We start from the raw sequence: 25,380 nt of genomic DNA on the forward strand, positions 1-25,380 counted from the left end.
TTCTGATTTAGTTTTTTTGTTTAGCCAGCGCAATGCGCACCGGGCTTCCTGGTTTCAAAGACAACACACCCGTGGTTAACACCGTATCCCCGGGATTCAATCCTGATGTCACCAGTAAATCATCTTCAGTGCGGGTGCTGGTCTCAATCATCACCTCTTTGGCTTTTCCGCCTTCCGCAATGAATACTTTCTTTCCGTTCTGTATGGGTATGACCGCCTCTGTGGGCACTAAGAGCGCGCCCTCTATCACCGCCAGCGGCAGCTGTACATTGGCAAAAGAACCCGGCAGCAGCGTGCCGTTGGGGTTGGCGGCTTTGGCCCGTAACTGCAGAGTGCGGGTGCTGGCTTCAATGTTGGGCTCAATGGCGTAGACTTTCGCTTTGAACTTGTCTTGTGAACCGGCCACTGTAAAGGTAAGCTCTGCATTCTGTTTAACCTGGCCGGCATATTTCTCAGGAACGGCAAAGGTGATTTTTACCGGGTCTGAGCTCACCAGCGTGGTCACCACAGTTTCTGGTGACAAATAACTGCCCATAGAGATGTTCCGGAGGCCCACTTTGCCGGAGAATGGCGCTACCACAGAGGTTTTAGCCATCTGCGCCTGAATTAACTGAATCTGGGCCTGCGCCGTTCTCAGGTCAGCGCTGGCAATATCGTACTCTTCCCGGCTGATCGCTTCTTTCTCCAGGAGGAGCTTGGCGCGCTGCGCGTTTTCGGCGGCCAGGTTTCTTCTGGTCTGCGCCTGTGACAACTGCGCCCGCAGCTCAGAGTCGTCAATTTTGAGGAGCACCTGGCCTTTGCGCACGTTGCTTCCTTCCTGGAAATTGATGCTGCGCACCAGGCCAGACACCTGGCTTCTGATTTCCACCTGCTCATTGGCCTCAATTGAACCCGTGACAGACAGGGAATTGGCGAACTGCCGCGGAGCCAGGACAACGCCGCTTACGCGCATGGCCGGAGCCCCGCCGGGACCGCCTGGCCCTCCCGGGCCCCGTCCGCCGCCGCCCGGGCCACCGCCCGCCTGTTCCTTATTGCTGGAAATCCTGTAATAGACTAAAGCTCCCAGTCCAACAACGAGCAGCGCGTAAACAATGTGTTTGATTTTCATAGGTGTGGTAAAAGCATTAAAAGAATGAAAGCCCGGGCTATGGAACCCACGCTCATGTATCTACATGTGTTAAGGAGGCAAAACATAAGAATAGCCAGAAGCAGTTCCGGCTAAAGGAAGCAACTGGCAAACTTAGAAGGAATTCTTAGGGAAAACAGGTGCTAAGGATAACTTTCCTGCGGAAGGAGATGGGAGACAACAGGTGGAAGGTTGGCTGTAATCCTGAGAGCCGCTAGGGGGGGAGCCATCAGGGGTAAGAGCGTTTCTTTCATTCCGCAGAGGGGTTAGAGTAGAATAAATGCGTATAAGCTGCCGCGTAGATGGTCTGAACCAACCTCTACTTAACGGCAGCGGGTAAATTTATTGCGTTTTTTGCCTAATTTTAAAAAATAGACACCAAACCTAGGCAAAGGTTTAAAAGGGCGGGTAAATATTTTACCGCTGCTGTTCTTTAATTTCCGTACCGTTGTATATACAATAATCATGCCTGTTCCTGCTGCTCCAGATAAAAAAGCCAACTTTTTTCAAGACGTTTATGAAGTGGTCAAACTTATTCCGCCGGGGCGGGTGTCATCTTACGGCGCCATTGCCGCGTACCTGGGCTCAAAAGGCTCGGCCAGAATGGTGGGCTGGGCTCTCATTGCCTCCCATGCCCAGCACGGGGTGCCGGCGCACCGGGTGGTGAACCGCAACGGGCTGCTCACCGGCAGGCAGCACTATGACGCACCCAACGCCATGCAGGAATACCTGGAGCAGGAAGGGGTGGAGGTGAAAGACGGCCAGGTGGTAGAGTTTAAGAGGCTGTTCTGGGACCCGGCCAAAGAGTTGCTGTAGTGCTGGTGGAGAGGATTCCTGTTTTGGGGCTGTTTTCCGGAAAACAGCCCCAAAACAGGAATCCTCTCCTGAAATTGCCTTCATTGCCCGCAATTCTCATACCCTGCCGCCGCCGGGTACCGTCTCTGTGACCGGGCCGGTAAGCGCAGAAAGGGTTGTGAACACGCTGATGGAGAACAGTAACGTTGCTGGCCCTGATGTTTCCCTGTATATTGTCTGAATTCATGCCCCACACCCCAGACCCCAACAAAATTTCAAAGAAGAAGCAGTTTTACCCGGTCAATGAGCGGCTGCGGCGCTATTTGCGGGAATATGACCGGGCGGCCCCCCTGCCAATCAGCTACCAGGACCTGCTCCACTTCTCAGATGCCTACCCGCTGTTTGACCGCCACGGCCGCGATACGCTCTGGCAGACGGTGGTGTATGACCAGAGCCAGATGCCCCTGATTTACAACGGTCTGCTGCGCATTTACGTGCAGCTCAAGTCTGGGGGCGGTGAGAGCGTGCTGGAGCAGCTGTCTGTGCAGCGGGTAGACTACTGCACCTTCGGGAATTCTAACCCGTTCCGGATCAGGATAGTGAACCTGCTCAATGATAACTATGACTACTTCTACTTCAAGAAGGCAGACGCCTCCCGTATTTACGGCCTGGAGCTGGAGCACGTGCTGTCGCCTAACCGCATCAACTACCTGGTGCAGGACGGCTCCCTGATTGAGGAGCACATTGCCGGCATTCCCGGCGACGAGTTCATCAAGAGCTACCTGGACCGCCCCAACCTGAACAAGGTGCGCATAGCCAAGGAGTTTGTGAAATTCAATGAGCGGTGCTTTGCGCTGCTGCTGGGTGATATGCGCTCGTACAACTACGTGGTGGTGGTGACGCCAGATTTTGAGGATGAGCAGTACCGCGTGCGGCCCATTGACTTTGACCAGGAAAGTTATGAAGGCCGAAAGAGCATGTACCTGCCCCAGTATTTCAAAGACAACAACCCCATAGTAGCCCTGTGTACCCGCTGGCTGCACACAGAAACCATGAAGCAGTACCAGAACGAGGAGCGCACCCTGCTGTTCCGGCGCATCAGGTCTGCGCGCTACCGGCTCAAGGACCTGATTGACTGCCTGCGTAAAGACGTGATCTCCACCCCTGAGAAGGTGCAGCAGCTGCGGCATGAACTGGCCGCCCACCACCAGAACCAGGATTTTTACCAGTGCCAGTCTATGGGTGATATTGTGCGGCTGCAGCTCAAACTGATGGTGCGGCACTTGAAGTGATGCCTGTTTTGGGGCTGTTTTCAGAAAAACAGCCCCAAAACAGGAAAAGCACCGTCTGCTGGCGGCGAAAACTTCAGCCAGAATTTCGTTGATTACGTATAGGGCGGGATGATTGCTCTTATGCCTACCCACGTTCTGTCACGGGTTCAGCCGTTTCTGGTCCTTTTCAAAGAAGCGTTTCTGCTTTTCCGGCAGAATGACCCTTTGCGGCTCGCCTCCTCGGCGGCTTTTTTCGCCTTGTTTTCCCTGCCGCCCATTCTGCTGCTGCTGGTGTCTGTGCTGGGCATTGTCTTTAATGACGCCCTGATCACCGGCGAATTGTTTGACCACATGTCGGCCGTGGTGGGGGAGAACGTGGCGAGCCAGGTGGAGCTGATCCTGACCAACTTCCTGGATTTGCAGGGCAACGGCTGGGCGGCGGTGCTGAGCTTTCTGTTCCTCACGTTTGTGGCCACCACCTTGTTCAGCGTGATCCAGAACTCCATTAACCAGCTCTGGAGCATCAGGCTGCGCGGCCAAGGCCATTTGAAAGACGCGCTGCGCAACCGGTTCAGGGCCCTGCTGATCATCTACTCCAGCGGTCTGCTGTTTCTGGCCTCGCTGGTCACTGACGCTTCTTTTGCCTTCATCAACGACCATTACACTATTTTAGACGAGCATTTTCAGCTGCACCTCATGCAGGTGGTGAACCGCGTGGTGGGCCTGGTGGTGGAGACCGCCTGGTTTGCCATTATCTTCCGGTACCTGCCTTTCGGTTATATGCCCCAACGGGCCATCTGGGTAGGGGCGGCCGTTACGGCGCTTCTTTTTCTGATTGGGAAACTGGTGCTGGCCCGGCTGCTGGTGAACAGTGACCTGGGCTCTATTTACGCCACCTCCGGCTCTGTGGTGGTGCTGCTGCTGTTTATCTTCTACTCCTCCATGATCTTCTTTTTTGGGGCGTGCTTTACACGGGTGTACGCCCGTGCCATTGGGGAGCCGCTGCAGCCCAAGCCGTTCGCCACGTTCTATGAGTGGAAGGATACGGATCAAACGCCGTTTTAGGCCTGTTTTGAGAAAAACAGGCCTAAAACGGCGTTTCCCTGTGACCCGTTAAACGTTTGCCCCGCTTGTTTCAGCCTGGCCCAGGCCTAAGCAAACGGGGCAAACGCATGTTCGCTTTTCTTCAGGCATTGCCGCGGCTTTTGTGTAAATTGCCATTCCTCTGCCTGGCAGAGAATTCTAAACAAAACTTTCAAACACGATATGCAAAAAACCAAAAACATGTGGTTGGCTTCTGCCCTCACCGGGCTGGTAGCCTTTGGGTGTAGTAAGCCTGCCGTGCAGCAATCTGCCTCTGCCACAGAATCTGCGGCGGTGACTGCGTCTGAACCTGCGGTCAAAGGCATTGGGCTGGACATGAACAACCTGGACCGGAGCGTCTCGCCCTGTGAGGACTTCAACCTTTTCGCCAATGGCGGATGGCTGAAACGCAACCCAATTCCCGCCTCTGAGAGCCGCTGGGGCAGCTTCAATGAGCTGGCTGACCAGAACAATGCCACCCTCCGCGAGGTAATACAGTCGGCCGTAGCCCAGACCAATACCGCCCAAGGGTCTTCTACCCAACTGGTGGGTGACTTCTATGCCGCCGGTATGGATTCTGCCGCCATTGAAAGAGCCGGCCTCACCCCCCTGAAGCCAGAGCTGGACCGCATCAATGCCATGAAGAACCGCGCAGACCTGCTCACCACCATGGCGCACCTGAAGACCATTGGCCGTGGCGGTGTGTTTGGGTTCTATGTGGGGCAGGATGACAAGAACAGTACGCAGTACATTGTCAATATCACCCAAAGCGGCCTGGGCCTGCCAGACCGTGACTATTACCTGAAAGATGATGCCCGCTCTCAGGAGATCAGAACCGAGTACCAGAAACACATGACCAACATGTTCCAGCTGTTGGGAGACACTGAGGCCGCAGCCAAAAAGAATGCGGCCAAGGTGCTGGAGATGGAAACCCGGCTGGCCAAGGCCTCCATGACCCGGGTGCAGCAGCGTGACCCGCACGCCACCTATAACAAGATGACGGTGCCCGAACTGCAGAAGCTGTCGCCTAACTTCAACTGGCCCACCCTGCTGAAGAACCTGAGCGTGACCGGTGCCAAAGAGGTGATTGTGGCGCAGCCGGCCTTCCTGAAAGAAGCGAACACCATGCTTTCGGCGGTGCCGGTGTCTGATTGGAAAACGTATTTGCGCTGGCATCTGGCCCGCACCTCGGCGGCCTACCTGCCACAGGCGTTTGTACAGGAGAACTTCAACTTCTACAGCAAGTTCCTGAGCGGTGCCAAGGAAATGCAACCCCGCTGGAAGCGCGTGCTGCGCATGACTGATGCCACCGTGGGCGAGGCCCTGGGCCAGGAGTACGTAGAGAAAGCGTTCTCGCCAGAAGCCAAGGCCAAGGCTCTGGAAATGGTGAACAACCTGCGCGCCGCCTTTCAGGAACACGTGAAAAACCTGGAGTGGATGAGCGAGGCCACCAAGCAGCAGGCGTTGAACAAGCTGAACGCCTTTGCGGTAAAGATTGGCTACCCAGATACCTGGAAAACCTACCAGGGCCTGACGGTGAGCCGCGCCTCTTACCTGCAGAACGTGCTGAACGCCTCCAAATGGGGATTCCTGGACAACGTGAACAAGCTGGGGAAACCGGTTGACCGCGCGGAGTGGGGCATGACACCGCCAACCGTGAATGCCTACTACAACCCGTCTATGAACGAGATTGTGTTCCCCGCCGGAATTCTGCAGCCGCCTTTCTTTGACCCCAAAGCCGATGACGCTGTAAACTACGGGGGCATGGGGGCGGTTATTGGCCACGAGCTGACCCACGGGTTTGACGACCAGGGCAGCCAGTATGACCCGCAAGGCAACCTGCGGGACTGGTGGACCGCTGAGGACAAAGCCAAGTTCAAATCACGTACAGATCTGGTAGACCGCCAGTACAGTGCCTTCCAACCGGTAGACAGCGTGTTTGTGAACGGGAAACTCACTATGGGTGAAAACATTGCAGACATTGGCGGTTTGAACATAGCCTTCACGGCACTGCAAAAAGCCATTGCCAACAAAAATATAGGCAAGATTGACGGTTTCACGCCAGAGCAACGTTTCTTCCTGGCCTGGGCGCAGATTTGGAGAACCAACGCCACGGAGAAGTTCCTGCGCCAGCAGGTGTTGACAGACCCGCATTCCCCGGCCTCGTTCCGGATCAACGGTCCGTTGTCTAACATGCCACAGTTCTACAAAGCCTTCGGGTGTGGCCCAGGCAACAAAATGTACCGCCCAGAGGCGGAACGCGTGAACATCTGGTAGTTCTGTTTTAGGGCTGATTTTCAGAAAACAAGTCAAAAACGCACCTCAGCAACGGGGTGCGTTTTTTTATGCGCCAGCAGGTAGGCTTTGACGCAGACGCTCGTGAGAGCACGGCAGCCTGGGAGGGCCTACTGAGCAGGTGGTCCCGCGGGGCCAGAGGTGCATGAGCCTGAAGTTATCTGCCATCTGTACAGATCTAATCCATAGGCCCGTGCCTCAGCCATGCGTGAAGTGGTAGGTGAATTTTCCTTTATTCGCCTCGCCCGCTCCCTAAAATTCCTGATTGGGGAATGCTGTGGGGAGAATCCCACTTCGCCCCGTCCAAGGCGGAAAACCAGGTAGCGTTAGAAGGCACGGAAGAAACTTCCGCGCCATAGAGGAGCTAGAGAGGGCAGAGGTGAGGCTGCCGCCTCATGGAAGCTGAAAGCTTCCGCCACCATAGGTCCAGGTTGGAAACCTGAACCAGAGAAAGCAGCAAACAAGCAGCAATAAGTAAACAACACTTCTGCTAGTGGCACCTCTGTTAATTAGCACTTCTGCCTCTGGCTGATGTGCGCAGCACGGGCTCATCTCAGGCTAGCGGATCAGCAGCGGTTACCTGCAGAGGCAGACATAACAGCACAAGCAGTTACAGGAGAGGAATCTAAACCAGTCCTGGGGGTGAGCGCCTCTGTTCATACGGTGCCGAAGGCAAGGCCGGAGGGCCTAGTTTTAACAGCAGTGCGAACCGGCAGGACGGGGCCCCGCGGCCGTGAGCGCTTACCGGAAAAGATGAAACAATGCAGCTACTAAACCACCGCGTCAACCGCCAAAGCCAGGGGATTAACAGACTACGTACTGCCCTGCAGCATTAAACAGCACCGCCAAGGGAACAGCGAATAACGCATTTCAGCAGCAATACATCAGTGAGCAACAGGCTGTCCACGGCAGCGGCGGCAATTGGAAGTTGCCAAACTCAGGAAGCAGCAACCGCCACCGCCAGCGGAACAGCAGACCACGCGTACCTGCAGGAGAAGAGGCCCCTTTTTTAGCCAGGCCATCCTGCACTGCAATAGAATGACAGATAGCAGCCGTGGACTATCAAACTCTGTTAAACGCCAAAGGAACAAAAGCCAAAAAGGAAGGTATTGGGCAAGCCTGCCAACAGAAACGGAATTTACCTAATCACCTTTACTTTCATCCCTACATCCTTCACCGGCCATTTCTGCTGGTCTACAGTGACGGCGGCAATGCTGTCTACCACCTCAATTCCTTCCACCACTTCACCAAAAACCGTGTACTGCTCATCCAGATTGGGGGCGCCGCCTTGGGTGCGGTACACTTTCTTTTGCTCGGGCGTCATGTGCAGGTTGAATTCTTTGATGGTAGACTGCAGCTCCCAATCGCTGTAGGGGTGGCCCTGCACAATGTAAAAGTCTCGGTTAGAAGACATGCGCTCCGGATTTTGGTCGTCTCCGTAGCGGGCCATGCCCACGGCGCCGCGCTTGTTGAAGTGGTGCCGTTTGATCTCGGCGGGGATGCGGTAAACCCCAATTTTCATATCCTGGAAATCTGACCTTCCCCCCTGAATCATGAAGTCTTTCTCCACCCTGAAGAACACGGTTTTGTCAAAGAAGCCGTAGTCGGCCAGCCGCACAAAGTTGGCCCGGTGAAGCGGGGTGTCATGGTAAAGCCTGATCTTGATGTCCCCCTTGGGGGTACTGATCAGGACAAGGGTATCATGGGGGTGGGCCTTCGCGTAGGCCGCCAGGGAGTCTGGGGCGGTTGAATCAGAAAGAACAGGAGGGGCAGGCGGGGCCACTGGCGCAGGTGCTGCAGGCGTCTCTGGTTTTTTCTGCTCACAGGCAATGGTTGAGAACAGCAGTACGATCAGGAAAGAAAGGCAAACATTTGGTGAGGTTAATCTGAAATCAAGCATAAGATGTTGTTTAGAGATTTCTTTTAGTCCCTGGCGAAAGCGTCTTTAGGGTAAGCAAGTTTCTGTTTCTGGGCTGTTTTTGTGAAAGTAGCCCCAAAACGTGGGCACAAGTGTGCGCTTGCGCCAGCCAGGAGCCTCTAAATGCAGAAAACTGAAAAACGCTACACATCTTCATACGTGAAAAAAGGGTGCTGTAAGAGCATGGTCAAATTTGTTTTTATACGCTGCAACAGGGCCACAGAAAAAATGGATTTGCTTCTTCTCACGGTGCGCTGCATAGCTCTACAAAAAGGGCTTCTTTAGAAAAAGATTGTTCCCATTTCTGCTGTAAACGTTAAACGAAGAAGCTGTTTCAAGTTTTGAAAAAGTCCCTTCGCAATGTCTCCCTGATTCCTGTTTTCGGGCTGTTTTCAGAAAAATAGCCCGAAAACAGGAATCAGGGAAAGGTGAAATACTTTCCAAAGTACCCTTGGCCCGGCAGTTGTAAATGCTCTAGTCAGTTGCAGGCACTAAGGTATAAAAGAGGCCTTTGATAACTTATTCTTTCGCGGGGCAAAGCATGATTGATTTTGGTTTTCTGCTGTCCTTCAAATGAGGAGTAGATACCCGCTCCACTGATTCCCTTAAAACAAAGCACAAATAACAGCAACGGTTTTGCAGGGTTTGTGGCCGTAAGGGAGCATTCACAGGGGAAGATTATTTTTCTTCGCCCACGGCCATAGGCTTTCCGTTGCGGCACCACTCGCTCCAGGAGCCTACATAGAGTTTGGCACCCGTTAGACCGGCGCTTTCCAGGGCCAAAAGGGTGTGGCAGGCGGTTACGCCGGAGCCGCAATGTACAATGACCTGCTCTGGGGGCACATCGCCCAGTAGTGATTGGTACTTCTCTGCAAGTGCCTCAGGGGATTGAAACTGGCCGTTTTCCTGCAAGTTTTCCGTCAAAGGGACATTCACCGCCCCGGGAATATGACCGGCTACCGGGTCAATGGGTTCGCTTTCGCCTAAGTAACGGTAGGCATCCCGCACATCAATGACCAACCGGTGAGGGTCTTGGCTGGCCTGTGCCGTTTCTTCCAGGTCAGCGGTAGCGAGCTGCCACTGGGTAAAGGGGTAGGAGGGCAGGGCGGTGCTGGTGGCTGGTCCGTGCCCAGTGGGGAAACCTGCTGTCAGAGCGGCCTGTATGCCTCCGCTTAGTACCTGCACCTGCGTATGGCCGGCGGCTTTGAGCATCCACCAGAAACGGGCGGCCGCGTTGGCACCGCCTTTGTCATCATAGACCACCACGTGGGTCTCGGGGGAAATCCCCCGTTGGCCCAGAAGCGCGGCAAAGGCCTCCACCGGAGGCAATGGGTGCCTTCCGCCGTGGGCGGCGTTGTCCGGAACAGCCGCCAGGTCTTTCTCCAGATCTACGTACACTGCGTGGGCTAGATGTTCAGCCATGAATTGGGTAGCCGCCTGCGGGCCCGTGCGGGCGTCTACCAATACCAGATGAGGCTGCTTGGATAGCCCCAGGAGTTCCTGAGGAGTGATGATGGGTTTCATGCATGAAAAGTACAGGTCTTGGGCAAATTTCACAAACTGATCAAAGCAGGCGGGGGCACTAAGCAGAATTGTATCAGAACTGTCTGGGTCAGTTTCCTGCCTGAGGGGCAAGCCAAGTTCCTGTTTTAGAGCTGTTTTTGTAAAAACAGGTCAAAAACAGAAACAGGGGCATGTGTTGGTGACCAGAGCCATTTGCAACAGAGAGAAATATGGAAAGGGTAGTTTCTGTTGATTTAATTTTTCTTACATTTATTGGAAATATTTAATTCTCTAAACCCTTATCACTGAATTTTATGAGAAAGAAAAAAGCAGGGCACCTGGTGCTTGGTTTGCTGCTGTTCTTGGGCTGTGTTGGCTCTAACACCACTGCCGCACAGACCTTAGAGTTAAAAAATGTTACCCGGCAGGGCTTTGAAGGGCTGAAGCCGTTAGACAAAAACGGGTATTACCTGCAGTTCATTGAAGGGGCTAAGGGATCTGGGAAAACTGCCAAGCAATTGCTGCACCTCTACATTCTGGATAATCCGTTAAAAATTGCCTCAGACTTTGTGCTGGAGCTTTCGCCCAATGAGACTGTAGATGATGTGGCCTTTAACGGGGGCAACTTCATGGTCATTTACAGCAACCCTTTGGCCAGAACCCGCACCATGAAGGTGGTAGATAAGCAAGGGAAAGAAATTGCCACTAAGAAAATAGAGAAGCTGCCCTACCGTACGGCAGGAAGATCCTCAGCCATTGAACCGGTTGGCGCTGCAGATTTTCTGGTAATCAACTATGTGAAGGACAAAAAGTTTGGCTACAGTGTAGAACGCTTTGATGAGAAACTGGAAAGTAAGTACAGCCAGCTGCAGATTCCTGAGAAGAAAAAAATCTACCCGGTTGACTACACCCTGTCTGGCAACCGCCTGTACGTGCTGGAGTATGTAGACGCAGATGCCAGTGACTATTTTGAGTACCATTTGGCGGCCTTTGACCTGGCTACGGGGAGCCTGCTGAAATCACAGGACCTTAAAAGTGCAGACGGCAAAGCCTTTGGGTTTGCCACGTTTGTAAAACCGGCCCCCAACGGCGGTGCTGTGACCGGCGGAATGTATTTTGACTCTCCCAAAGTGCAGAAGGCCAACTCAGACGGTTTCTTTGCCGCCCAGATGAAGCCAGACGGCACGTTAGACTTTAGCTATACCAACTGGGACCAGGTGAAAAACGTGGTGAAAGACAAAAGCACGGCGGCCATGTGGGGAGGCAAAACCAAAACATTTATGCATGACCTGGTGGTGAAACCAGACGGCTCTTATACCTTGATTGGGGAGAACTACCGCCGCGGTGACAGTGACCTGGCCGGGGAACAGTCAAAGAACGGGTTGGCAATTGCTTCCAAAGCCCTGAAAGTTACAGACCTGAGTGGTGGGGGAGAGCCTTCTGAAGAAGCGGTGACGGTGGCAGAGTTTGTATTGATTGACTATGACGCCCAGAACAAATTCACAGGAGTAAGAAAAATAGACAAGCCCAACGCGGTCACGGTGGTGAAGCTGACCCAGGAGCAGGGAAACCTATCGTACATAGGTCAGAGGAAAGGCTTGAATCTGGCGAACATCCTGAACAACTACGGGTATTTCCCTTACCGGTTCACGGCGCAGGGTACGTCCCGCCCTTACCTTACCTACTGGCAGCGGTATGACCCTTTGAAAAAGGAGCTTCTTTATTTTACCCCGTTAGATGCTCAGCAAACAGATACCGTGTCTGTAGACGTCTCTAGTGCTGACCTGCAACAGTTCCAGGCGCTGGAGAGTAGCATCACGGGCAAATTAGGTGCCTTGGGGAAACTGGCAAAGAAAGTAGAAGAGGTGAAAGGAGACGACCACAAAAATTACTTTGAACTCAAAGGCTCCCATGACCCGTATGACTACCGCGCAAAAGATTTGAACTCTAGGGTGATGGCCAGCAACGTAGCCGGTAAGATCCTGATCTATGACTTTGTGCCGGAGCCCGGGTCAGAAAAGAAAAGCTTCTTTGCCCAACTGACAGATACCACCCCCGGTACGCTGAAAGTCTGGTATATTGATATTCCCGGTAAATAGCCAGACACGCACCCCAGGCCGGTAAGACAAGCTATGGGTAAGGCAAAAGAAACAGTTCGTTTTAGAGAAAGTACTGCTCTAAAACGAACTGTTTCTTTTTGTTACTCTACCTGCGGGTCTTCACAGTTAATGTCTTTGAACACCTGGTTGATGGCGTCTTCAGCGGTGCGGAGTTTCTGCTTGCAGAGTTTGATCAGTTCTGAAGACCGCTGCACTTTCTGCGTCAGTTCATCTACGTCAACATCATCGTTCTCAATGGCCTTCAAGATGGCCTCTAGTTCCTGGGTGGCTTGTTTATAGCTAAGGTTGCTCATGGCAGTAATTTAAAATTGGGAATTAAGAATTAGGAATTGATTTGATAGAAAGTAGTATTGAGTACATTCTTAATTCCTAATTCTAAATTAATCAAAAAGGTCTGGTTCTTTCAACTTTTTTACGGTACTGGTCACTGAGCCGGCCAACAGCCTGGTCTGCAGCTCAGCCCCCACTTTCAACTGGTCAAGTGACTTGAGCAGCTTGCCGTTCACATAGGTGAGGGTGTAGCCGCGCATGAGCATGATCTCAGGGTCATGGGATCTGATGTCCATTTCCAGCAGCTGGAGCTGGTGCCCCTTCACCTGCACATGGTCTTTGGCCCCGTAGATCAGCCGCTGCTGGTTCTTCTGGAAATTGATCTGGGCCTTCTGCAGTTTCTGTTCAGCCGCCAGTTGCACGCAATGCTCCAGGTGGGTAAGTGAACGTTTGCCTGCGTCCAGCTTCTTTTGGCTGTGGTTCTCCAGGTGTTGGGTGTACTGCTGCTGTTTGCCTTCTTTGGCGCTGAGAAGCTTCTGCACACTGTGCGTGAGCCTGAGCTCCTCGCACATAACATGCCGTTGCTCCTCAGTGAGATATTTCTGCGGTTTATCAGAGAGGGTACGGGTTTGGCACTCCAGCTGGTACTGCCGAGCCTGCAAAAAACGGCTGGTGCGCTGCTGGATCTGCCCCATTAACTGGGCAATGCGGCGTTCCTGGGCAACGGCCAGGGCGGTGGCAATGTCCTTCACCTGCAGAAACTGCTCTTCCAGGCGTGCCTCAAAGGCATTGAGGCGGTCAATCAGAAAGGCCGCCACGGCGGTGGGCGTTTTTAACGGCGTGTGGGCTACCAGATCGGTGACAGACTCATCGCGCTCATGGCCAATGCCGGTGAGCACGGGCAGTGGCATCTGGGCAACCGTGGCCGCTAATTCATACTGGTCAAAGCACAGGAGATCTGTCTGGGAGCCCCCGCCCCTGATGATGACCACGGCATCAAACGCTTGCTGTTGCAGGCTCACGCGGTGGAGCGCGGCTTTGATAGAGGGAACCGCCTCTGTGCCCTGTACACTGGCTTCAAACAAGGCCAAACGGAAGGCATACCCGAAAGGGTTCTTCTCCAGCTGGCTCACAAAATCCTGATACCCGGCGGCGGTGGGCGAAGAGATGACAGCAAGCCGCTGCGGTACCTCTGGGAGCACCTGTTTCCGGTTCAGGTCAAAGACCTCCTCCTTCTGCAGGCGCGTAATGGTTTCCTGCCGCTGCCGGGCCAGATCTCCAATGGTGTAGGTGGGGTCAATGTCATAGATGTCCAGGCTGAAGCCGTACAGCTCATGAAAGCGCGGGCTGGCGTTGAACAGTATCTTGAGCCCGTTTTTAAGGGGGTGGCCGGTCTGTTCCTCAAAATAGCGGGCTATCTCCTGGTATTGGCGTTTCCAGATGGTGCCCCTGGCCTGGGCTATGAGGGTGCTCCTGGAGCCGGCTTCCTTGTCCGTGAGGGTGAGGTAGCAGTGGCCGCTGCCGTGGTGCACACGGGCTTCAGAAATCTCAGCGGTGATCCAGTACCGGTGCGGCAGGGCGTTTTCTATCTCCTCCCGCAGGCGGTGGTTGAATTCAAACAGCGTGAGTGGCCGGTTGGTACTGACCGTGAATGAAATCTCTTCCTGGTGACTTTGAAAACGTAACCCCATGCCGTGCGCTCCTCTTTTTTCAATCTCCTAAAATTACGTTTTTTACCATTGCCGCCAATTCCCGGGAGAAAAAAAATCATCTGCCGCTTTTTGTTGGGCCTCTCCCCGCAAATTGTTGCCAAAGTGCAAATCCTTCAGGGGAGACTTCGCGTTTTAAGAATCATTCCTACCTTTGGTAGCACAACCGGAACAAAACACGTTCATCAGCAAACCCATATGCCAAATCTGATACTTAGCGAAATTAATATCTATCCAATCAAATCACTAGGGGGAATATCGTTAACGTCGGCGCAAGTAGAGGAACGGGGCCTGCAGTATGACCGGCGGTGGATGCTGATTGACGAGAGCGGCATATTCTTGACCCAGCGCAAGCTGGCGCAGATGGCGTTGCTCAGGGTGGCCATGGCCTCAGAGGGGTTAGTGGTTACGCATACCGGCAAAGACATGCCGCCCCTGCTGGTGCCGTTTGAAACCACCAGTACCCGCTCCCTGCTGGTGACCGTCTGGGAGGATATCTGCTTTGCCTATATTGTAAGCCCAGAGGCCAACGCCTGGTTCTCTGAAGCCCTGGGAATAGACTGCCGCCTGGTCTACATGCCAGACAACTCTATCCGGCTCATTGATCCCAATTACGCCAAGCATAAGGAGAAGGTGAGTTTCTCTGACGGCTACCCGTTCCTGATGATTGGGCAGGAATCCCTGAACGACCTGAACAGCCGCCTGGACGAGCCCGTGCCCATGAACCGGTTCAGACCCAACTTTGTATTCACCGGCGGGCAGCCGTATGATGAGGAAACCTGGCGAACCGTCAAGATTGGCAATATCCTGTTTTACGGCGCAAAGCCCTGCGGCCGGTGCAACGTCACCACCATTAACCAGGACACCGCTGAGGCAGGGCAGGAGCCGCTCAAAACCCTGTCTGGCTACCAGAAGAAAGGCAGCAAAGTCATCTTCGGGATGAACCTGATTGGCCTCTCTACCGGAACCGTCTCTGTGGGAGACAAAATCACCGTGATGGAAGCGGGCACCGTTGCCAACGCCGGGTAAAAAGCAGTAAGAGCTTGTTTACATTTTGGTTTTGCAGGCGAAAACGGGGAGCACAAGGTTCTGGCGAAGCGATTTTTGAGCAGCATAGCAGTGCTATGGTGCGAGAAAATGGCAAAGTCAGGTTCTTTTGATACCCGTATGCAGCGCAAAAGGAAAAGTTAAACATACTCTAATTGAAAACAGCCCTTTCTGCACTGCGGAATAAAAAATATAAGATTAGGGGAACGGAGGCTGTTTCTGTTTTCGGCCTGTTTTCTGAAAAACAGGCCGAAAACAGAAACAGCCTGACCCTATAAGGAGCAAAAAGACGAGAGGGAGCTGTGCTGCCGGGTGCTTATTCAGACTTTCTCTTTTGAAATAACCTTTAAGAGACGGTATCTTCTGCCGGAGGCATCTGCGGGTGGGTTCTCCACTTTCTCAATTCTCACTTGAAGCGTGTACACAAAGCCTTCTTCATAGTCAAAACCCTCTATGGTATCATAGAACAGACGCCAGTCAGGTGAGCCTACCTGGTCACCCTCCTGCACCAGAAAACACTGCTGGGCCGCCACGCCCTGGCAGTTCTGGGTGTAATGGTTAATGCGCATAGTGGTTTCTCTGGCCACTTCTTCCTCTTCTTCACAGGCGGCCAATGCGCCTAAAAGGCAAACCATGAGGGAATATTTTTTCATACCAGGTGCTGCTTGTTTCTCTCATGACCCCCAGCCGGCCCCAAAGGTTGCAGGCAACAGCACAATGAAGCTCTTGGCCGTCTGGCTGTTGGGCAAAGCCCATGTTTAGAAAGAAAGGATAAACAACGTAAGCAACTTCTGTCTGTCTGCCTAGAGGAGGCGGGGCCTTCTCCAGGTCTGGAGCGGCAGAAGTTGGCGCAAAAGGGGGCGACAGGCTTGCGGACCAGGCGTGGGAAATGTACCTTTAGCACGAAGGCAGGGCCTGTTTCTGGGGCCCTGGCCTGCTACCTCAATCCTTTAGACAATTACACAATGGCTGAACATACCCGTTACCTCATCACAACCAGCCAGGGACAGGAATTTGACCTGACACTGGCCAAAGAGTTGCGCAGCAACAACCTGTACCCGTTTGGGTTGCACAATTACGCCATCTACCGGTCACCAGAAGGGGTGTACATCAAAGGCACCAATTCAGGGAACCTGCACCTGATGCTGGATACCTATGAGGTCATTCAGGAACCTGAAGCCCAAAGCTACCGGCACCCACACCACCGCCTGGAAGATTAATGTTTCTGTTTTCGGGCTGTTTTTCAGAATACAGCCCGAAAACAGAAACTGAGCCTCGCTTCTGCATCTCCGGCTCAAAACAGAACTTTAGAGATTTGCCTCGTATAGATAACCCAGCCGCCGGAATTTTTTTTCTGGTTGCTGGGTTATTCTTTTTCATTTTAATGAGGTATGAGCCAATCAATTCTGCGCCGGTTTTCCACCCGCGCATTTCCAATTATACTGGTGTGTTTCCTGATCCTTACGGGGTGTAGCCCCCAGAATACGCTGCGGGGGGTATTTAAGAAACAAACGCCCTATGAGAAATACCAGTCAGGACTTAAAGACGCCAAACTGGACCAGACGGCGCTGGGGCAGCAATGGGTAGCGGCGGGGGAGAAAGCGTTGCAGGCGCCGGTGAAAATCTCCCTCCCCTTTAAGGAGACGGGTTATTTCCCCGCTGAGAAACCCATGGCCGCAGGTTATCAGTTTACGGTGAAGCGTGGGCAGAAGGTGGCCGTGAAAGTGCAGACGCAGGGCAAGGAAACGCCGCAGGTGTTTGTAGACCTTTTTGAGACAGATCCAGACAATCTGGGAGCTCCTAAACATGTGGCCAACGCAGACACGGTCTCCAGTCAGCTGGAGTACGAGATTGAGGAGGAGCAGCCACATATCCTGCGGGTGCAGCCAGAGCTCCTGCGCAGCGGGGAGTACACCGTGACCATTGAAACAGCTCCGGTGCTGGCGTTTCCGGTACAGGGCAAAGACAGCCGCGCGGTGCAGAGCTTCTGGGGGCAAGACCGGGACGGCGGCAGCCGGAGGCATGAGGGAATAGATATTTTTGCGCCCAGGAATACGCCCGTGGTAGCCTCGGTGCAGGGGTTTGTGACCCGGGTGAACACCACGCCGCTGGGTGGCAAAGTGGTCTGGCTCTCTGATACCAAGCGCAGGCAAAGCCTCTACTATGCCCACCTTGACAGCCAGCTGGTGAACGTGGGGGATCAGGTGCAAGTGGGAGATACCCTGGGGCTGCTGGGCAACACGGGCAATGCCAAAACCACGGCTCCCCATTTGCACTTCGGTATTTACCAGTTTGGGCAGGGGGCGGTAGATCCTTACCCGTACGTTCACAAAGACCGTGAGAAGCCAGCAGCGTTGGAGGTAGACACCCGCCGGTTCAACGCCTGGACCAGGGTGGCAAAGTCTACCTCCACGTTGCGGGCGGCACCTTCTGGCACGGCAGCGGCGCTTGCCACTTTGGCCCGCCATACGCCGCTGCAGGTGCTGGCGGGCTCCTCCTCCTGGTACCGGGTCCTGCTGCCAGACGGTAGGCAAGGGTACATGGCAGCCAGTCTGGTGGAGTCACTTGAGAAACCGTTGCGCACCCTTAAGCTGAAGAGGCAAGCCCCTCTGCTAGATGCGTCAGAAGCCACTGCTGCGGCAAAGCGAACCTTACCGGCAGATTCTTCTGTGCGGGTGCTGGCCATGGCAGGTGATTTTCTGCTGGTGAAAGAAGCCGCCGGTGTGGTGGGCTGGATTTCCACAGATGCGGCTGAATAAGAAGGTAGGCTCTGGCGGTGGTAAGAGCCTGTAACTTTCTGTAATGATCTGCAGTTGAATTATTTAAATTTTATATAACTTTAATCATGTAATCAATATGTCATATGGAGGAGCATTGGGAACTGAAAAATGCTCACTCCAGTATTTCACTGGACCATGTGAGCCAGCGTGATATGTTTTATATAAAGTGGTGTGGGCACATCAATTCAGAAGATGTGATTCAGACAGCTTTGAAATATATTGAGCTGCAGAAAGGGCGAAACTGCCCCAAAATCTTGAATGATAAAAGCGAGGTGACCGGTGACTGGGAAGAGGCCAATGACTGGCTGGAGTTTGAATGGCTCCCCAGGGCGGTGGCCAGTGGCCTTAAATGTTTTGCCATGGTTCTCACCCGTGACCTGCATGATCTAGGGGCGGCGCTGGACCTGGAGCGCAGGTTTACCCCAGAGTGCCGGGTGAAGCTGTTCAAAGAGCCAGACGCGGCTCAGGAGTGGCTGGACACCTGTCATTAGCCGCACTTAGACCAGTCTACTTAACAGCTTTAAACAAACCTTTTGCGTCATGGCCTGTCTCCAGGGTGAGGTATTCTGCCTGAAGCGCCTTGATTTTGAGCTTGTCGCCGGGGGAGATATTTCTTTCCACGGCATCTTTCTTGTGACTCATCTGCTGGTAGATCTCATCTACATAGTCCCAGTCTGCGGCGGTCCAGCCAGAGCGGTTTTTCCTCACATTCTGCAAGAACGTAGCATAGGTGTCATGTACCCGGTCTGGTGCCCAGATAGAGTCCAGGGCGGTGGGCGAGCCTAAGAGTTCAGTCTTGAAGCGCCGTAAGGTCTCGCCGTGCAGGGGCATCTCTGCGCGCTGCTGGCTGCTGGCCTCCCAGTTGTTAAACTTGCGTCTGAGTTCCTTGTATTCTTCTTTTGATGTAGCTGACAGGCTGTCCAGGCGGGCATCAAGGCGGGCGCTGCGCTGCTTGAATTCCTCTTTCACCTCCGGCCACTTGTCATCTGCGGTGCTGTCTGCTTTTGCGGTTTTAGCTGCTACCCAGTTTCTGAAATCTGCCAGCTCCTCCTCCACCTTGTTTTCCGTCTGGGTGACAGCCGTTTGGTCAGATGGGCGGTCACAGGCGGCGGTCAGGAGAAGGGTGGCACAAAACAGGAACGGGTATAAACATGAAAACTGTGATCGCATAGCACCTATGTTTTTATAGGGCATACGCAATCACAGTCAGGTAAGGTTACCAGGAGCCGGTTTTAGGCGGCTTGCGCCGAAGGCAGGTTAGAACAGGCTGGGCTCAAATAACCCGAACAGCTCAATGTTGATCCGCTCTATGATGTGGCCCAGGTCCTCCGGGTTCTGCACAAAATCCATGTGGTTCACATCAATGACCAGCAGCTTGCCGTTCTTGTAGCCGCTGATCCATTGGTCATATTGCTCGTTCAGGTTTTTAAGGTAGGCCAGCGAAATATTATCCTCATAATCACGCCCGCGTTTCTGAATCTGGTCAATGAGCTTGGGCAGGTCGGCTTTCAGGTACACCAGCAGGTCTGGGGGCTTGACCATTTTGGTCATAGACTGGAACAGGTTGAAATAATTCTGAAAGTCCCGCTCACTCATCATGCCTGACTGGTGCAGGTTTTTGGCGAAAATATACGCATCTTCATAAATGGTGCGGTCCTGTACCACCCCGTTGGTGCGCTCATTGATCTGCAGCACCTGGTTAAAACGGCTGTTCAGAAAGAACACCTGCAGGTGAAACGCCCACCGGGGCATGTCCTCGTAAAAATCCTTCAGGTACGGGTTGTCATCAACCGCCTCTAAAAATACCTCCCATTTAAAGTGCTGTGCCAATTTGGTGGCCAGCGTGGTTTTGCCGGCCCCAATATTCCCAACTATTGCAATGTGCATGCGCTCTGACTTGATGTGTAATTAATGCGGATGGCAAAAGTACGGGATTACGCCCACATTTCACTCTGCCAGTAAAAGGCAACGGCAGGCGGCCCACAGAAAATGCGTTTTATGCCTGTTTTTCAGAAAACAGGCATAAAACGCAGGCGCCTTGCCTGTATTAAACTCACCGGCTCCTGGTGAGGAGCAGGTCCTTCTCCTGCAGCCGCCCTTTTTTCCAGGCGTTTCTCTCCCGTTTCAGTTGCTTGTGCTCTGCCTTGGTGCGGGGCGTTGAAAGCAAGGCGGCCAGGTCTGGTTTTCCGCCGTCTACCCAGCAGGTGTACCAGAAGGAGGCGGTTTGGGCGGCGGCGGCCCGCATGCGGTCTTCTACTGTGGTGCCCAGCGCTTTCTGATAAGCCGTGGCAAACGCGTCTGTGTAGCTTCTCCTGGTGTGGCCGTTGCGCTCAGTGAGAATGTATTTGGTCTGATCAGTAAAGTCCTGGCTCACCAGCTTCTCCTGCGCCAGCAGCTCAGGTACCAGCCGGTGAGATGCCCGTACCACCTCCCAGATCTCATGCTCCGGGTTTTGGAGGTACCGGGCTTTGCCGTGCTGCAGGCGGTAGGTGGCCAGGTGCCGCTCAGGCAGCTTTGACTCCCACAGGCTGTGCAGGCCCGTCTGCCCCGTCAGCTGGCCGTCATGGTTCACGGTGGTGTGCAGGGGCACGTGGGCATCCTGTACATAATGCGCCAGGTCTGCTGAATAAAACAGGATACTGTCTGCGTTCTTCTCCCGGAAGACGCGCGTGAGCCTTTCTTTCATGACCATCACCTGCCACGGCACCACCCCATACTTGCGCAGGGTGTCTGCACTGTATTTAGCAACGGCGGGGCCCCAGCTTTCAGGCATTTCATACACGGCCTTCTCCCCGTACACGTCAACGTCAATGTAATGGCGGGGAGCCTCTGCGGGGTCTGTGTTGCGGCGCTCATCTGGCCGTACAGATTTGTCTACCAGGTAGGCCATGTGCCGGTGGTAGAAAGGCTGCATGCCTTTGGGCAGCCCATAGATAGCCAGTTGCTGAATCACTTTGTGGCCAAAGAAACCCCAGCCGAAGCCAGCGGCAGAAACACCCAGCAGCAGGCAGACAAGGAGAAAGGTTTTGCGCATCATTGTAAAAAACGGGAAAAAACTCGTGTTCTGGCAAAAAGGTCAGGTTCAGGAAAAGGAGGCAGGCGTGCCCTGGTACGCTACAACGGGCGGCGCATGATGTAATCATGGAGGGTGAAGGGCCCAAACGGGATGTCTACGGTCTGGGTGATTTCAAACCCGTGCTTGGCATAGAAATGCTGGGCGGGGTTGTGGCGGTGTACATTCAATTCCAGGTGTTTCCCCCCTAATGCCCTGGCACGCGCCATGACGTGGTTGAGCAGCAGCCGGCCATACCCTTTCCCCTGATACTCTGGGTGAATATAGATCTTATTCAGTTTATACACCTGCTCAGCCGGGTGATAAAGGGAAAAAGCGGCAAAGGCGGCAGGCGTACCCTGGTGGCAGAGCAGCAGGAACGTCTGGCCTTCTTGCATCTGGTGGCGCAATGATTCTTGCGTATAGAGCTGCTCCAGCATGTAGTCTATCTGCGCAGGAGAGAGAATCTGCTGGTACGTGGGGTGCCAGGTGGCATGGGCCAGACGGTGAAGGGTAGCGGTGTCCTGGGTTTCTGAGATGGTAATACCGGTAACCGGAGGCGGTACGTGTGCCATAGGAAAAAAGGGCGTTTTGCTTTCTGCAAAAGTACGGGCTTCTCTTAAATTTACGGTGCAGAAAATTAACGCCGCTGCGCTTGCTAATGCCCGTTAGGTTTTCTACCTTGGCCTCTGTTCTTGGTTGAGCAGTAAGTACTTAAACCTGTAAGCGTGATGAAAGAAGAAGAATCATTGCTGCAATCTACCCTGCTACTTGGCTTATTCCTGGGCATTCTTCTGTTAGGAAAAGCAACCCTCCTTTCTGAGGAGGCCCGCCCTGCAACGCCTGCCCATTTCTCTAAACCCCCTCGCTGGAATGGGGAGGAGGTGAACAGTGCCTATAGTATGCAGTTGCTCTACCATAGCCTGTTGCCCAACCGCCCCGCCCAGGACCCTGCCGGCTCCCAGACACAGGAACCGCCTTTTACCCGTACGGCCGCCTTGGCGTGGGCAGTGCCGGTGTGTGGGCTTTTACTTTACAAAGAGCCCGCTGAGAAGGCCGCCCCGCCCAAAGCTTGTGAGAGGGCACGTAAACCCCAGGCCAGGTAAACCTTCTTGCTTGTCTGCACAGGGGCACATGGTTGGGGAGCGAATCCTGAGCTGGCTGTTTTTGGGCTGTTTTTCTGAAAACAGGCCAGAAACAGGAAAGGGCCTGGCTGGCTGACAGTTCTTGGGCAGAATTTAGAGCTTGTTTAAAATTTGTCTTTTGCGCTGCAAACGAGTATCAAAAGAACCTGTCTTTGCCATTTTCTCGCACCATAGCGGGGCGTATGCTGCTCAAAAATCGCTTTGCCAGAACCTTGTGCTCCCCGTTTTTGCCTGCACAATCAAAATGTAAACAAGCTCTAAAGCTGTTATGCCTCCCCCAATAAAAAAAGCCCTGGGTTCTCCAGAGCTTTCCTTTGTCTTCAGCACATGTTACAGCCTGAACCCAACTGAGAGTTGCAGTACGTTGTTGGTGTAAGCCACCCCTTTCTCATTGCTGTCACGGGTATCAGACACCCCTATGTTATACCTGACAGAGAACTGCAGCCTGGACAGGTCATAGCCCAGACCCAGCGCAATGGCTCCGTCATACTTGTTGCGGTCTTCCTCAATGTCATCAGAATGCTTTCCTTCTTTACGGCTTGCCGCCAGCAGAATGCCAAACTGCGGACCCAGCTGGGCGTGCAGGCCGCCAGAGATCCCCACCTTGAAAATGAGCGGCACATTCAGGTAATGGTAGTGTACGGTGTACTTGCCTTGTTTGTAGCCCTGTAAAGAGTACAGCAACTCCGGCTGAAAGCCGAATCTGGAAGAAATGGACGTAGAGGCGAAGCCCCCAACATGCACCCCCGTAATGGGGTCTGTGCCTTTGGCGTCACCCCCTTCGTTGGCAACGTTCAAGCCTCCTTTAATCCCGAAGCTGGTCTGCGCCTGCGCCCCCAGACTTCCTAAAAATGCGACAATGATAAGAGTGAAAAGCTTTTTCATAAGAGTACTTAAAAACACCTGCAAGGTACAAGGAATGTTGCGTAAAAAAACCTTGTGTAAGACAAACGTTCTGCTTTTGCCGCTATTGCCACCTCACCTCTTTCCTCCCCAACTACGGGGGCCAGGTTTGGGGAAAGCCTAAAAGAACATAAGCCTGCGTTTTTGGCCAGTTTTTCAGAAAACAGGCCAAAAACGCAGGCTTAAAAGTAAAGGGGCGGCTACTCCTCTATCTTCCTAAATCTTTTTCCGAAGAAATAGTAAACCGGAATTCCCACCCCAACCAGGATCAGACCCGGCCAGGAGTAGTTGGGTTTGTATATCAGGAGAATGATGCAAATGAACGATGCCATGAGAATATACAGCGCAGGCAGCACCGGGTAGCCAATGGCTTTGTACGGTCTTGGCGCATCTGGCATGGTACGGCGCAGTATGAAGATGCCCGCAATGGTGAGAATGTAGAACAGAAGCACCGCAAAAATCACGTAATCCAGCAGGTCTGAGTAACGGCCGGAGAGACACAGCATACTGGCCCACACGCACTGAATGGCCAGGGCGGCACCGGGTACCGCGTTCTTGTTCAGCCTGGCCATGCTGGGGAAGAAGAGGCCGTCTTTGGCCATGGCATAGTACACCCGCGGCGCGGAGAGAATCACCCCGTTGTTGCAGCCAAAGGTGGAGATCATGATCAGGATGGCAATGGCAATGGTGGCGGGGGCGCCGCCTATGACTTCGGCCACGGCCGTGCCAATGCGGTCATTGCTGGCAAACTGAATGCCGCGGCTAAACGCGTCTGCCCCGGCTGGATCGCCGTTCAATGGCAGAATGGTCAGGTACACCACGTTGATCAGGATGTAGAGCAGCGTCACCACGCCGGTGCCAATGGCCATGCTGAGCACAATGGTACGCTTGGGGTTGACAATCTCATCACCGGAGAAGCCAATGTTGTTCCAGGCATCTGAGGAGAACAGGGAACCAATCATGGCCGTGCCAATGCCCACCATCAATGCCCAACCCGCCAACGGAGCCCGTACCACCTCATTGGTCTGCTTATCCAGCACCACCGACTGGGCATCCCACATGTTGGAGAAATTCAGGTCAATGATCTCGGGGCTGGTGCCCAGCAGCAGACCAAAGCCTAGCAGGGCAAACAACGCAATGATCTTGGTGCTCCCAAAGATGTTCTGGATGATGGTGCCGTTCTTCACGCCCTGCTGGTTGATGAGCGTGAGCAGCACAATAGAGGCAATGGCCAGCAACTGCACAGACGTAAACTGCAGAAAACCCAGGTCCAGCAGCACGTTGTCTTCAGAGAACCACGGTACCAGCACACCAGTAAAACGGGCAAAGGCCACCGCCACCGCCGCAATGGTCCCGCTCTGAATCACCAGGAAAAGGGTCCAGCCGTAGAGAAAGGCCACCAGTTTGCCGTAAGATTCGCGCAGGTACACGTACTGGCCCCCTGCCTTGGGCATGAGGCTGGTCAACTCCCCGTAGCTCAGCGCGCCGGCCAGGGTCATGAGGCCGGTCAGGGCCCACACCAACAGCAGGTACCCGGTACTGCCCACTGAGCGGCCAATGTCGGCGCTCACAATAAAAATACCGGAGCCAATCATGGAGCCCGCCACCAGCATGACCGCGTCAAAGAGTTTGATTTCGCGCTTAAAACCCGTAGAAGTTTCAGCCATAGTTGTTTAATTGGGAATTAGGAATGGAGAATTATGAGCCTGTTTAGCATTTCCAAAAATGAGCTTTAGACAGCTTCTGTACTGGCGCCAGCACCCGCTTGTGTCGCTGTTTTGGCTCTTCTTTTGCGAAAACAGGCCAGAAACAGAAGCAAACAACTTCAAAAGACTACAAAAAAGCAGACACTTGCGCCTATGGTCAGAAAACACTAAACAGGCTCTAAGAATGAGTTAGCAGAAGGCAAACTTTTTACTTTTCATTCTGAATGAACCTGGTGGGCAACCGGGAAAGTCTTACCCTCAGCACTTGCTTTTGCTAATCAGGCAACCCGGGGCCCAGCACGTAAGGCTCAGAACTGCGCGTTAGACTTTTCTGGGCGGCAGGTCAAACGCCACGGCGTTGTGCTCAAAGTGGCCCTTGTGCGACCCGTCACAGAACGGTTTGTTTTTGGAGAGGCCGCAGCGGCAGAAAGACACCACCTCACGGCCCTGCAGGTTGTACTCATTGCCCTGGGCATCTACTACAGTTAAATCGCCTTCCACTTTCAGGGAGCCGTTGTTGTTCACGGTAATCTTGGTTTTCATGCTGTTTTGGGAAAAAGGGGTGTAAAACAGGAGAACAGTGCAGGCAATAAAAGCCGGTAGAACCCGGCCCACCACCCGCCGCGCGTTTCTCCTCGATTCAAAGATAGTTTTTTT

General features: G+C 53.6%; 23 protein-coding genes. 10 read left to right on the forward strand and 13 right to left on the reverse strand.

Annotation, left to right across the window (positions count from 1 at the left end):
• Nucleotides 1-7 precede the first annotated feature (7 nt).
• Nucleotides 8-1,108, reverse strand: coding sequence for an efflux RND transporter periplasmic adaptor subunit (locus FHS90_RS01995; protein ID WP_182511375.1), 1,101 nt, complete (start codon nucleotides 1,106-1,108; stop codon nucleotides 8-10).
• Nucleotides 1,109-1,591: 483 nt separating this feature from the next.
• Between FHS90_RS01995 and FHS90_RS02000 the strand changes: the two genes are divergently transcribed.
• The 4 genes from FHS90_RS02000 to FHS90_RS02015 all read left to right on the forward strand — a co-directional run bounded on the left by FHS90_RS02000 (nucleotide 1,592) and on the right by FHS90_RS02015 (nucleotide 6,552).
• The gene (locus FHS90_RS02000; RefSeq protein ID WP_066837376.1) at nucleotides 1,592-1,942 is read left to right on the forward strand and encodes an MGMT family protein; all 351 of its coding nucleotides are present in this window, start codon (nucleotides 1,592-1,594) and stop codon (nucleotides 1,940-1,942) included.
• A 197-nt stretch (nucleotides 1,943-2,139) separates the two neighbouring features.
• On the forward strand, nucleotides 2,140-3,213 hold the full coding sequence (locus tag FHS90_RS02005; RefSeq protein WP_246386561.1) for a hypothetical protein: 1,074 nt from the start codon (nucleotides 2,140-2,142) through the stop codon (nucleotides 3,211-3,213).
• 120 nt (nucleotides 3,214-3,333) lie between these two features.
• Nucleotides 3,334-4,257, forward strand: a complete 924-nt coding sequence (locus FHS90_RS02010; RefSeq protein WP_161947779.1) for a YihY/virulence factor BrkB family protein — start codon at nucleotides 3,334-3,336, stop codon at nucleotides 4,255-4,257.
• Between the two features lie 201 nt (nucleotides 4,258-4,458).
• Nucleotides 4,459-6,552 (forward strand): M13 family metallopeptidase, encoded by a 2,094-nt coding sequence (locus FHS90_RS02015; RefSeq protein WP_246386563.1) that lies wholly within the window; start codon nucleotides 4,459-4,461, stop codon nucleotides 6,550-6,552.
• 1,156 nt (nucleotides 6,553-7,708) lie between these two features.
• Here the strand turns inward: FHS90_RS02015 and FHS90_RS02020 are convergent.
• Together FHS90_RS02020 and FHS90_RS02025 are read right to left on the reverse strand one after the other, a co-directional pair.
• Nucleotides 7,709-8,470, reverse strand: coding sequence for a peptidylprolyl isomerase (locus tag FHS90_RS02020; protein WP_182511377.1), 762 nt, complete (start codon nucleotides 8,468-8,470; stop codon nucleotides 7,709-7,711).
• A 696-nt stretch (nucleotides 8,471-9,166) separates the two neighbouring features.
• Nucleotides 9,167-10,012, reverse strand: coding sequence for a sulfurtransferase (locus FHS90_RS02025; RefSeq protein WP_182511379.1), 846 nt, complete (start codon nucleotides 10,010-10,012; stop codon nucleotides 9,167-9,169).
• Between the two features lie 293 nt (nucleotides 10,013-10,305).
• Between FHS90_RS02025 and FHS90_RS02030 the strand changes: the two genes are divergently transcribed.
• Nucleotides 10,306-12,090: a DUF6770 family protein gene (locus FHS90_RS02030; protein ID WP_182511381.1), complete on the forward strand. Its 1,785-nt coding sequence runs from the start codon at nucleotides 10,306-10,308 to the stop codon at nucleotides 12,088-12,090.
• A 101-nt stretch (nucleotides 12,091-12,191) separates the two neighbouring features.
• On the opposite strand, the gene xseB is transcribed toward FHS90_RS02030, so the two are convergent.
• Together xseB and xseA are read right to left on the reverse strand one after the other, a co-directional pair.
• Nucleotides 12,192-12,404, reverse strand: coding sequence for an exodeoxyribonuclease VII small subunit (xseB, locus tag FHS90_RS02035; protein ID WP_066837366.1), 213 nt, complete (start codon nucleotides 12,402-12,404; stop codon nucleotides 12,192-12,194).
• 87 nt (nucleotides 12,405-12,491) lie between these two features.
• Entirely contained in the window at nucleotides 12,492-14,072 is a 1,581-nt protein-coding gene (gene xseA / locus FHS90_RS02040) for an exodeoxyribonuclease VII large subunit (protein ID WP_182511383.1), read from the reverse strand.
• Nucleotides 14,073-14,288: 216 nt separating this feature from the next.
• Here xseA and FHS90_RS02045 point away from each other — a divergent pair, with 216 nt between their 5' ends.
• Nucleotides 14,289-15,119, forward strand: a complete 831-nt coding sequence (locus FHS90_RS02045) for an MOSC domain-containing protein (RefSeq protein WP_182511385.1) — start codon at nucleotides 14,289-14,291, stop codon at nucleotides 15,117-15,119.
• A 338-nt stretch (nucleotides 15,120-15,457) separates the two neighbouring features.
• On the opposite strand, the gene FHS90_RS02050 is transcribed toward FHS90_RS02045, so the two are convergent.
• Complete coding sequence (locus FHS90_RS02050; protein WP_182511386.1) at nucleotides 15,458-15,790, reverse strand: DUF4377 domain-containing protein; 333 nt, start codon at nucleotides 15,788-15,790, stop codon at nucleotides 15,458-15,460.
• 312 nt (nucleotides 15,791-16,102) lie between these two features.
• Here FHS90_RS02050 and FHS90_RS02055 point away from each other — a divergent pair, with 312 nt between their 5' ends.
• The 3 genes from FHS90_RS02055 (at nucleotide 16,103) to FHS90_RS02065 (ending at nucleotide 18,408) form a co-directional block, all read left to right on the forward strand.
• On the forward strand, nucleotides 16,103-16,357 hold the full coding sequence (locus tag FHS90_RS02055) for a hypothetical protein (protein ID WP_066837357.1): 255 nt from the start codon (nucleotides 16,103-16,105) through the stop codon (nucleotides 16,355-16,357).
• A gap of 171 nt (nucleotides 16,358-16,528) precedes the next feature.
• Nucleotides 16,529-17,896, forward strand: a complete 1,368-nt coding sequence (locus tag FHS90_RS02060) for a M23 family metallopeptidase (RefSeq protein WP_182511388.1) — start codon at nucleotides 16,529-16,531, stop codon at nucleotides 17,894-17,896.
• Nucleotides 17,897-18,000: 104 nt separating this feature from the next.
• Nucleotides 18,001-18,408 carry a hypothetical protein gene (locus FHS90_RS02065; protein ID WP_066837344.1) on the forward strand — a complete coding sequence of 136 codons (408 nt, stop codon included), beginning with the start codon at nucleotides 18,001-18,003 and terminating at the stop codon, nucleotides 18,406-18,408.
• Between the two features lie 16 nt (nucleotides 18,409-18,424).
• Here FHS90_RS02065 and FHS90_RS02070 read toward each other — a convergent pair whose 3' ends face one another.
• From FHS90_RS02070 to FHS90_RS02085, 4 genes are all read right to left on the reverse strand, one after another.
• Nucleotides 18,425-19,087 carry a DUF6565 domain-containing protein gene (locus FHS90_RS02070; protein WP_066837341.1) on the reverse strand — a complete coding sequence of 221 codons (663 nt, stop codon included), beginning with the start codon at nucleotides 19,085-19,087 and terminating at the stop codon, nucleotides 18,425-18,427.
• Nucleotides 19,088-19,174: 87 nt separating this feature from the next.
• Nucleotides 19,175-19,804, reverse strand: coding sequence for a deoxynucleoside kinase (locus FHS90_RS02075; protein WP_066837338.1), 630 nt, complete (start codon nucleotides 19,802-19,804; stop codon nucleotides 19,175-19,177).
• 166 nt (nucleotides 19,805-19,970) lie between these two features.
• Nucleotides 19,971-20,954, reverse strand: coding sequence for a zinc dependent phospholipase C family protein (locus FHS90_RS02080; protein ID WP_182511390.1), 984 nt, complete (start codon nucleotides 20,952-20,954; stop codon nucleotides 19,971-19,973).
• A 77-nt stretch (nucleotides 20,955-21,031) separates the two neighbouring features.
• Nucleotides 21,032-21,544 carry a GNAT family N-acetyltransferase gene (locus FHS90_RS02085; protein WP_182511392.1) on the reverse strand — a complete coding sequence of 171 codons (513 nt, stop codon included), beginning with the start codon at nucleotides 21,542-21,544 and terminating at the stop codon, nucleotides 21,032-21,034.
• A gap of 153 nt (nucleotides 21,545-21,697) precedes the next feature.
• Between FHS90_RS02085 and FHS90_RS02090 the strand changes: the two genes are divergently transcribed.
• Nucleotides 21,698-22,075, forward strand: coding sequence for a hypothetical protein (locus FHS90_RS02090; protein WP_182511394.1), 378 nt, complete (start codon nucleotides 21,698-21,700; stop codon nucleotides 22,073-22,075).
• Nucleotides 22,076-22,444: 369 nt separating this feature from the next.
• Here FHS90_RS02090 and FHS90_RS02095 read toward each other — a convergent pair whose 3' ends face one another.
• The 3 genes from FHS90_RS02095 to FHS90_RS02105 form a co-directional block, all read right to left on the reverse strand.
• A complete protein-coding gene (locus FHS90_RS02095; RefSeq protein ID WP_153042808.1) occupies nucleotides 22,445-22,999 on the reverse strand; it encodes a porin family protein in 555 nt (184 codons plus the stop codon).
• A gap of 218 nt (nucleotides 23,000-23,217) precedes the next feature.
• The gene (locus tag FHS90_RS02100; RefSeq protein ID WP_066837331.1) at nucleotides 23,218-24,684 is read right to left on the reverse strand and encodes an APC family permease; all 1,467 of its coding nucleotides are present in this window, start codon (nucleotides 24,682-24,684) and stop codon (nucleotides 23,218-23,220) included.
• Nucleotides 24,685-25,044: 360 nt separating this feature from the next.
• A complete protein-coding gene (locus tag FHS90_RS02105) occupies nucleotides 25,045-25,266 on the reverse strand; it encodes a CDGSH iron-sulfur domain-containing protein (protein WP_066837400.1) in 222 nt (73 codons plus the stop codon).
• Nucleotides 25,267-25,380: the final 114 nt, after the last annotated feature.

Source organism: Rufibacter ruber (assembly GCF_014138425.1).
GTDB classification, from domain to species: domain Bacteria; phylum Bacteroidota; class Bacteroidia; order Cytophagales; family Hymenobacteraceae; genus Nibribacter; species Nibribacter ruber_C.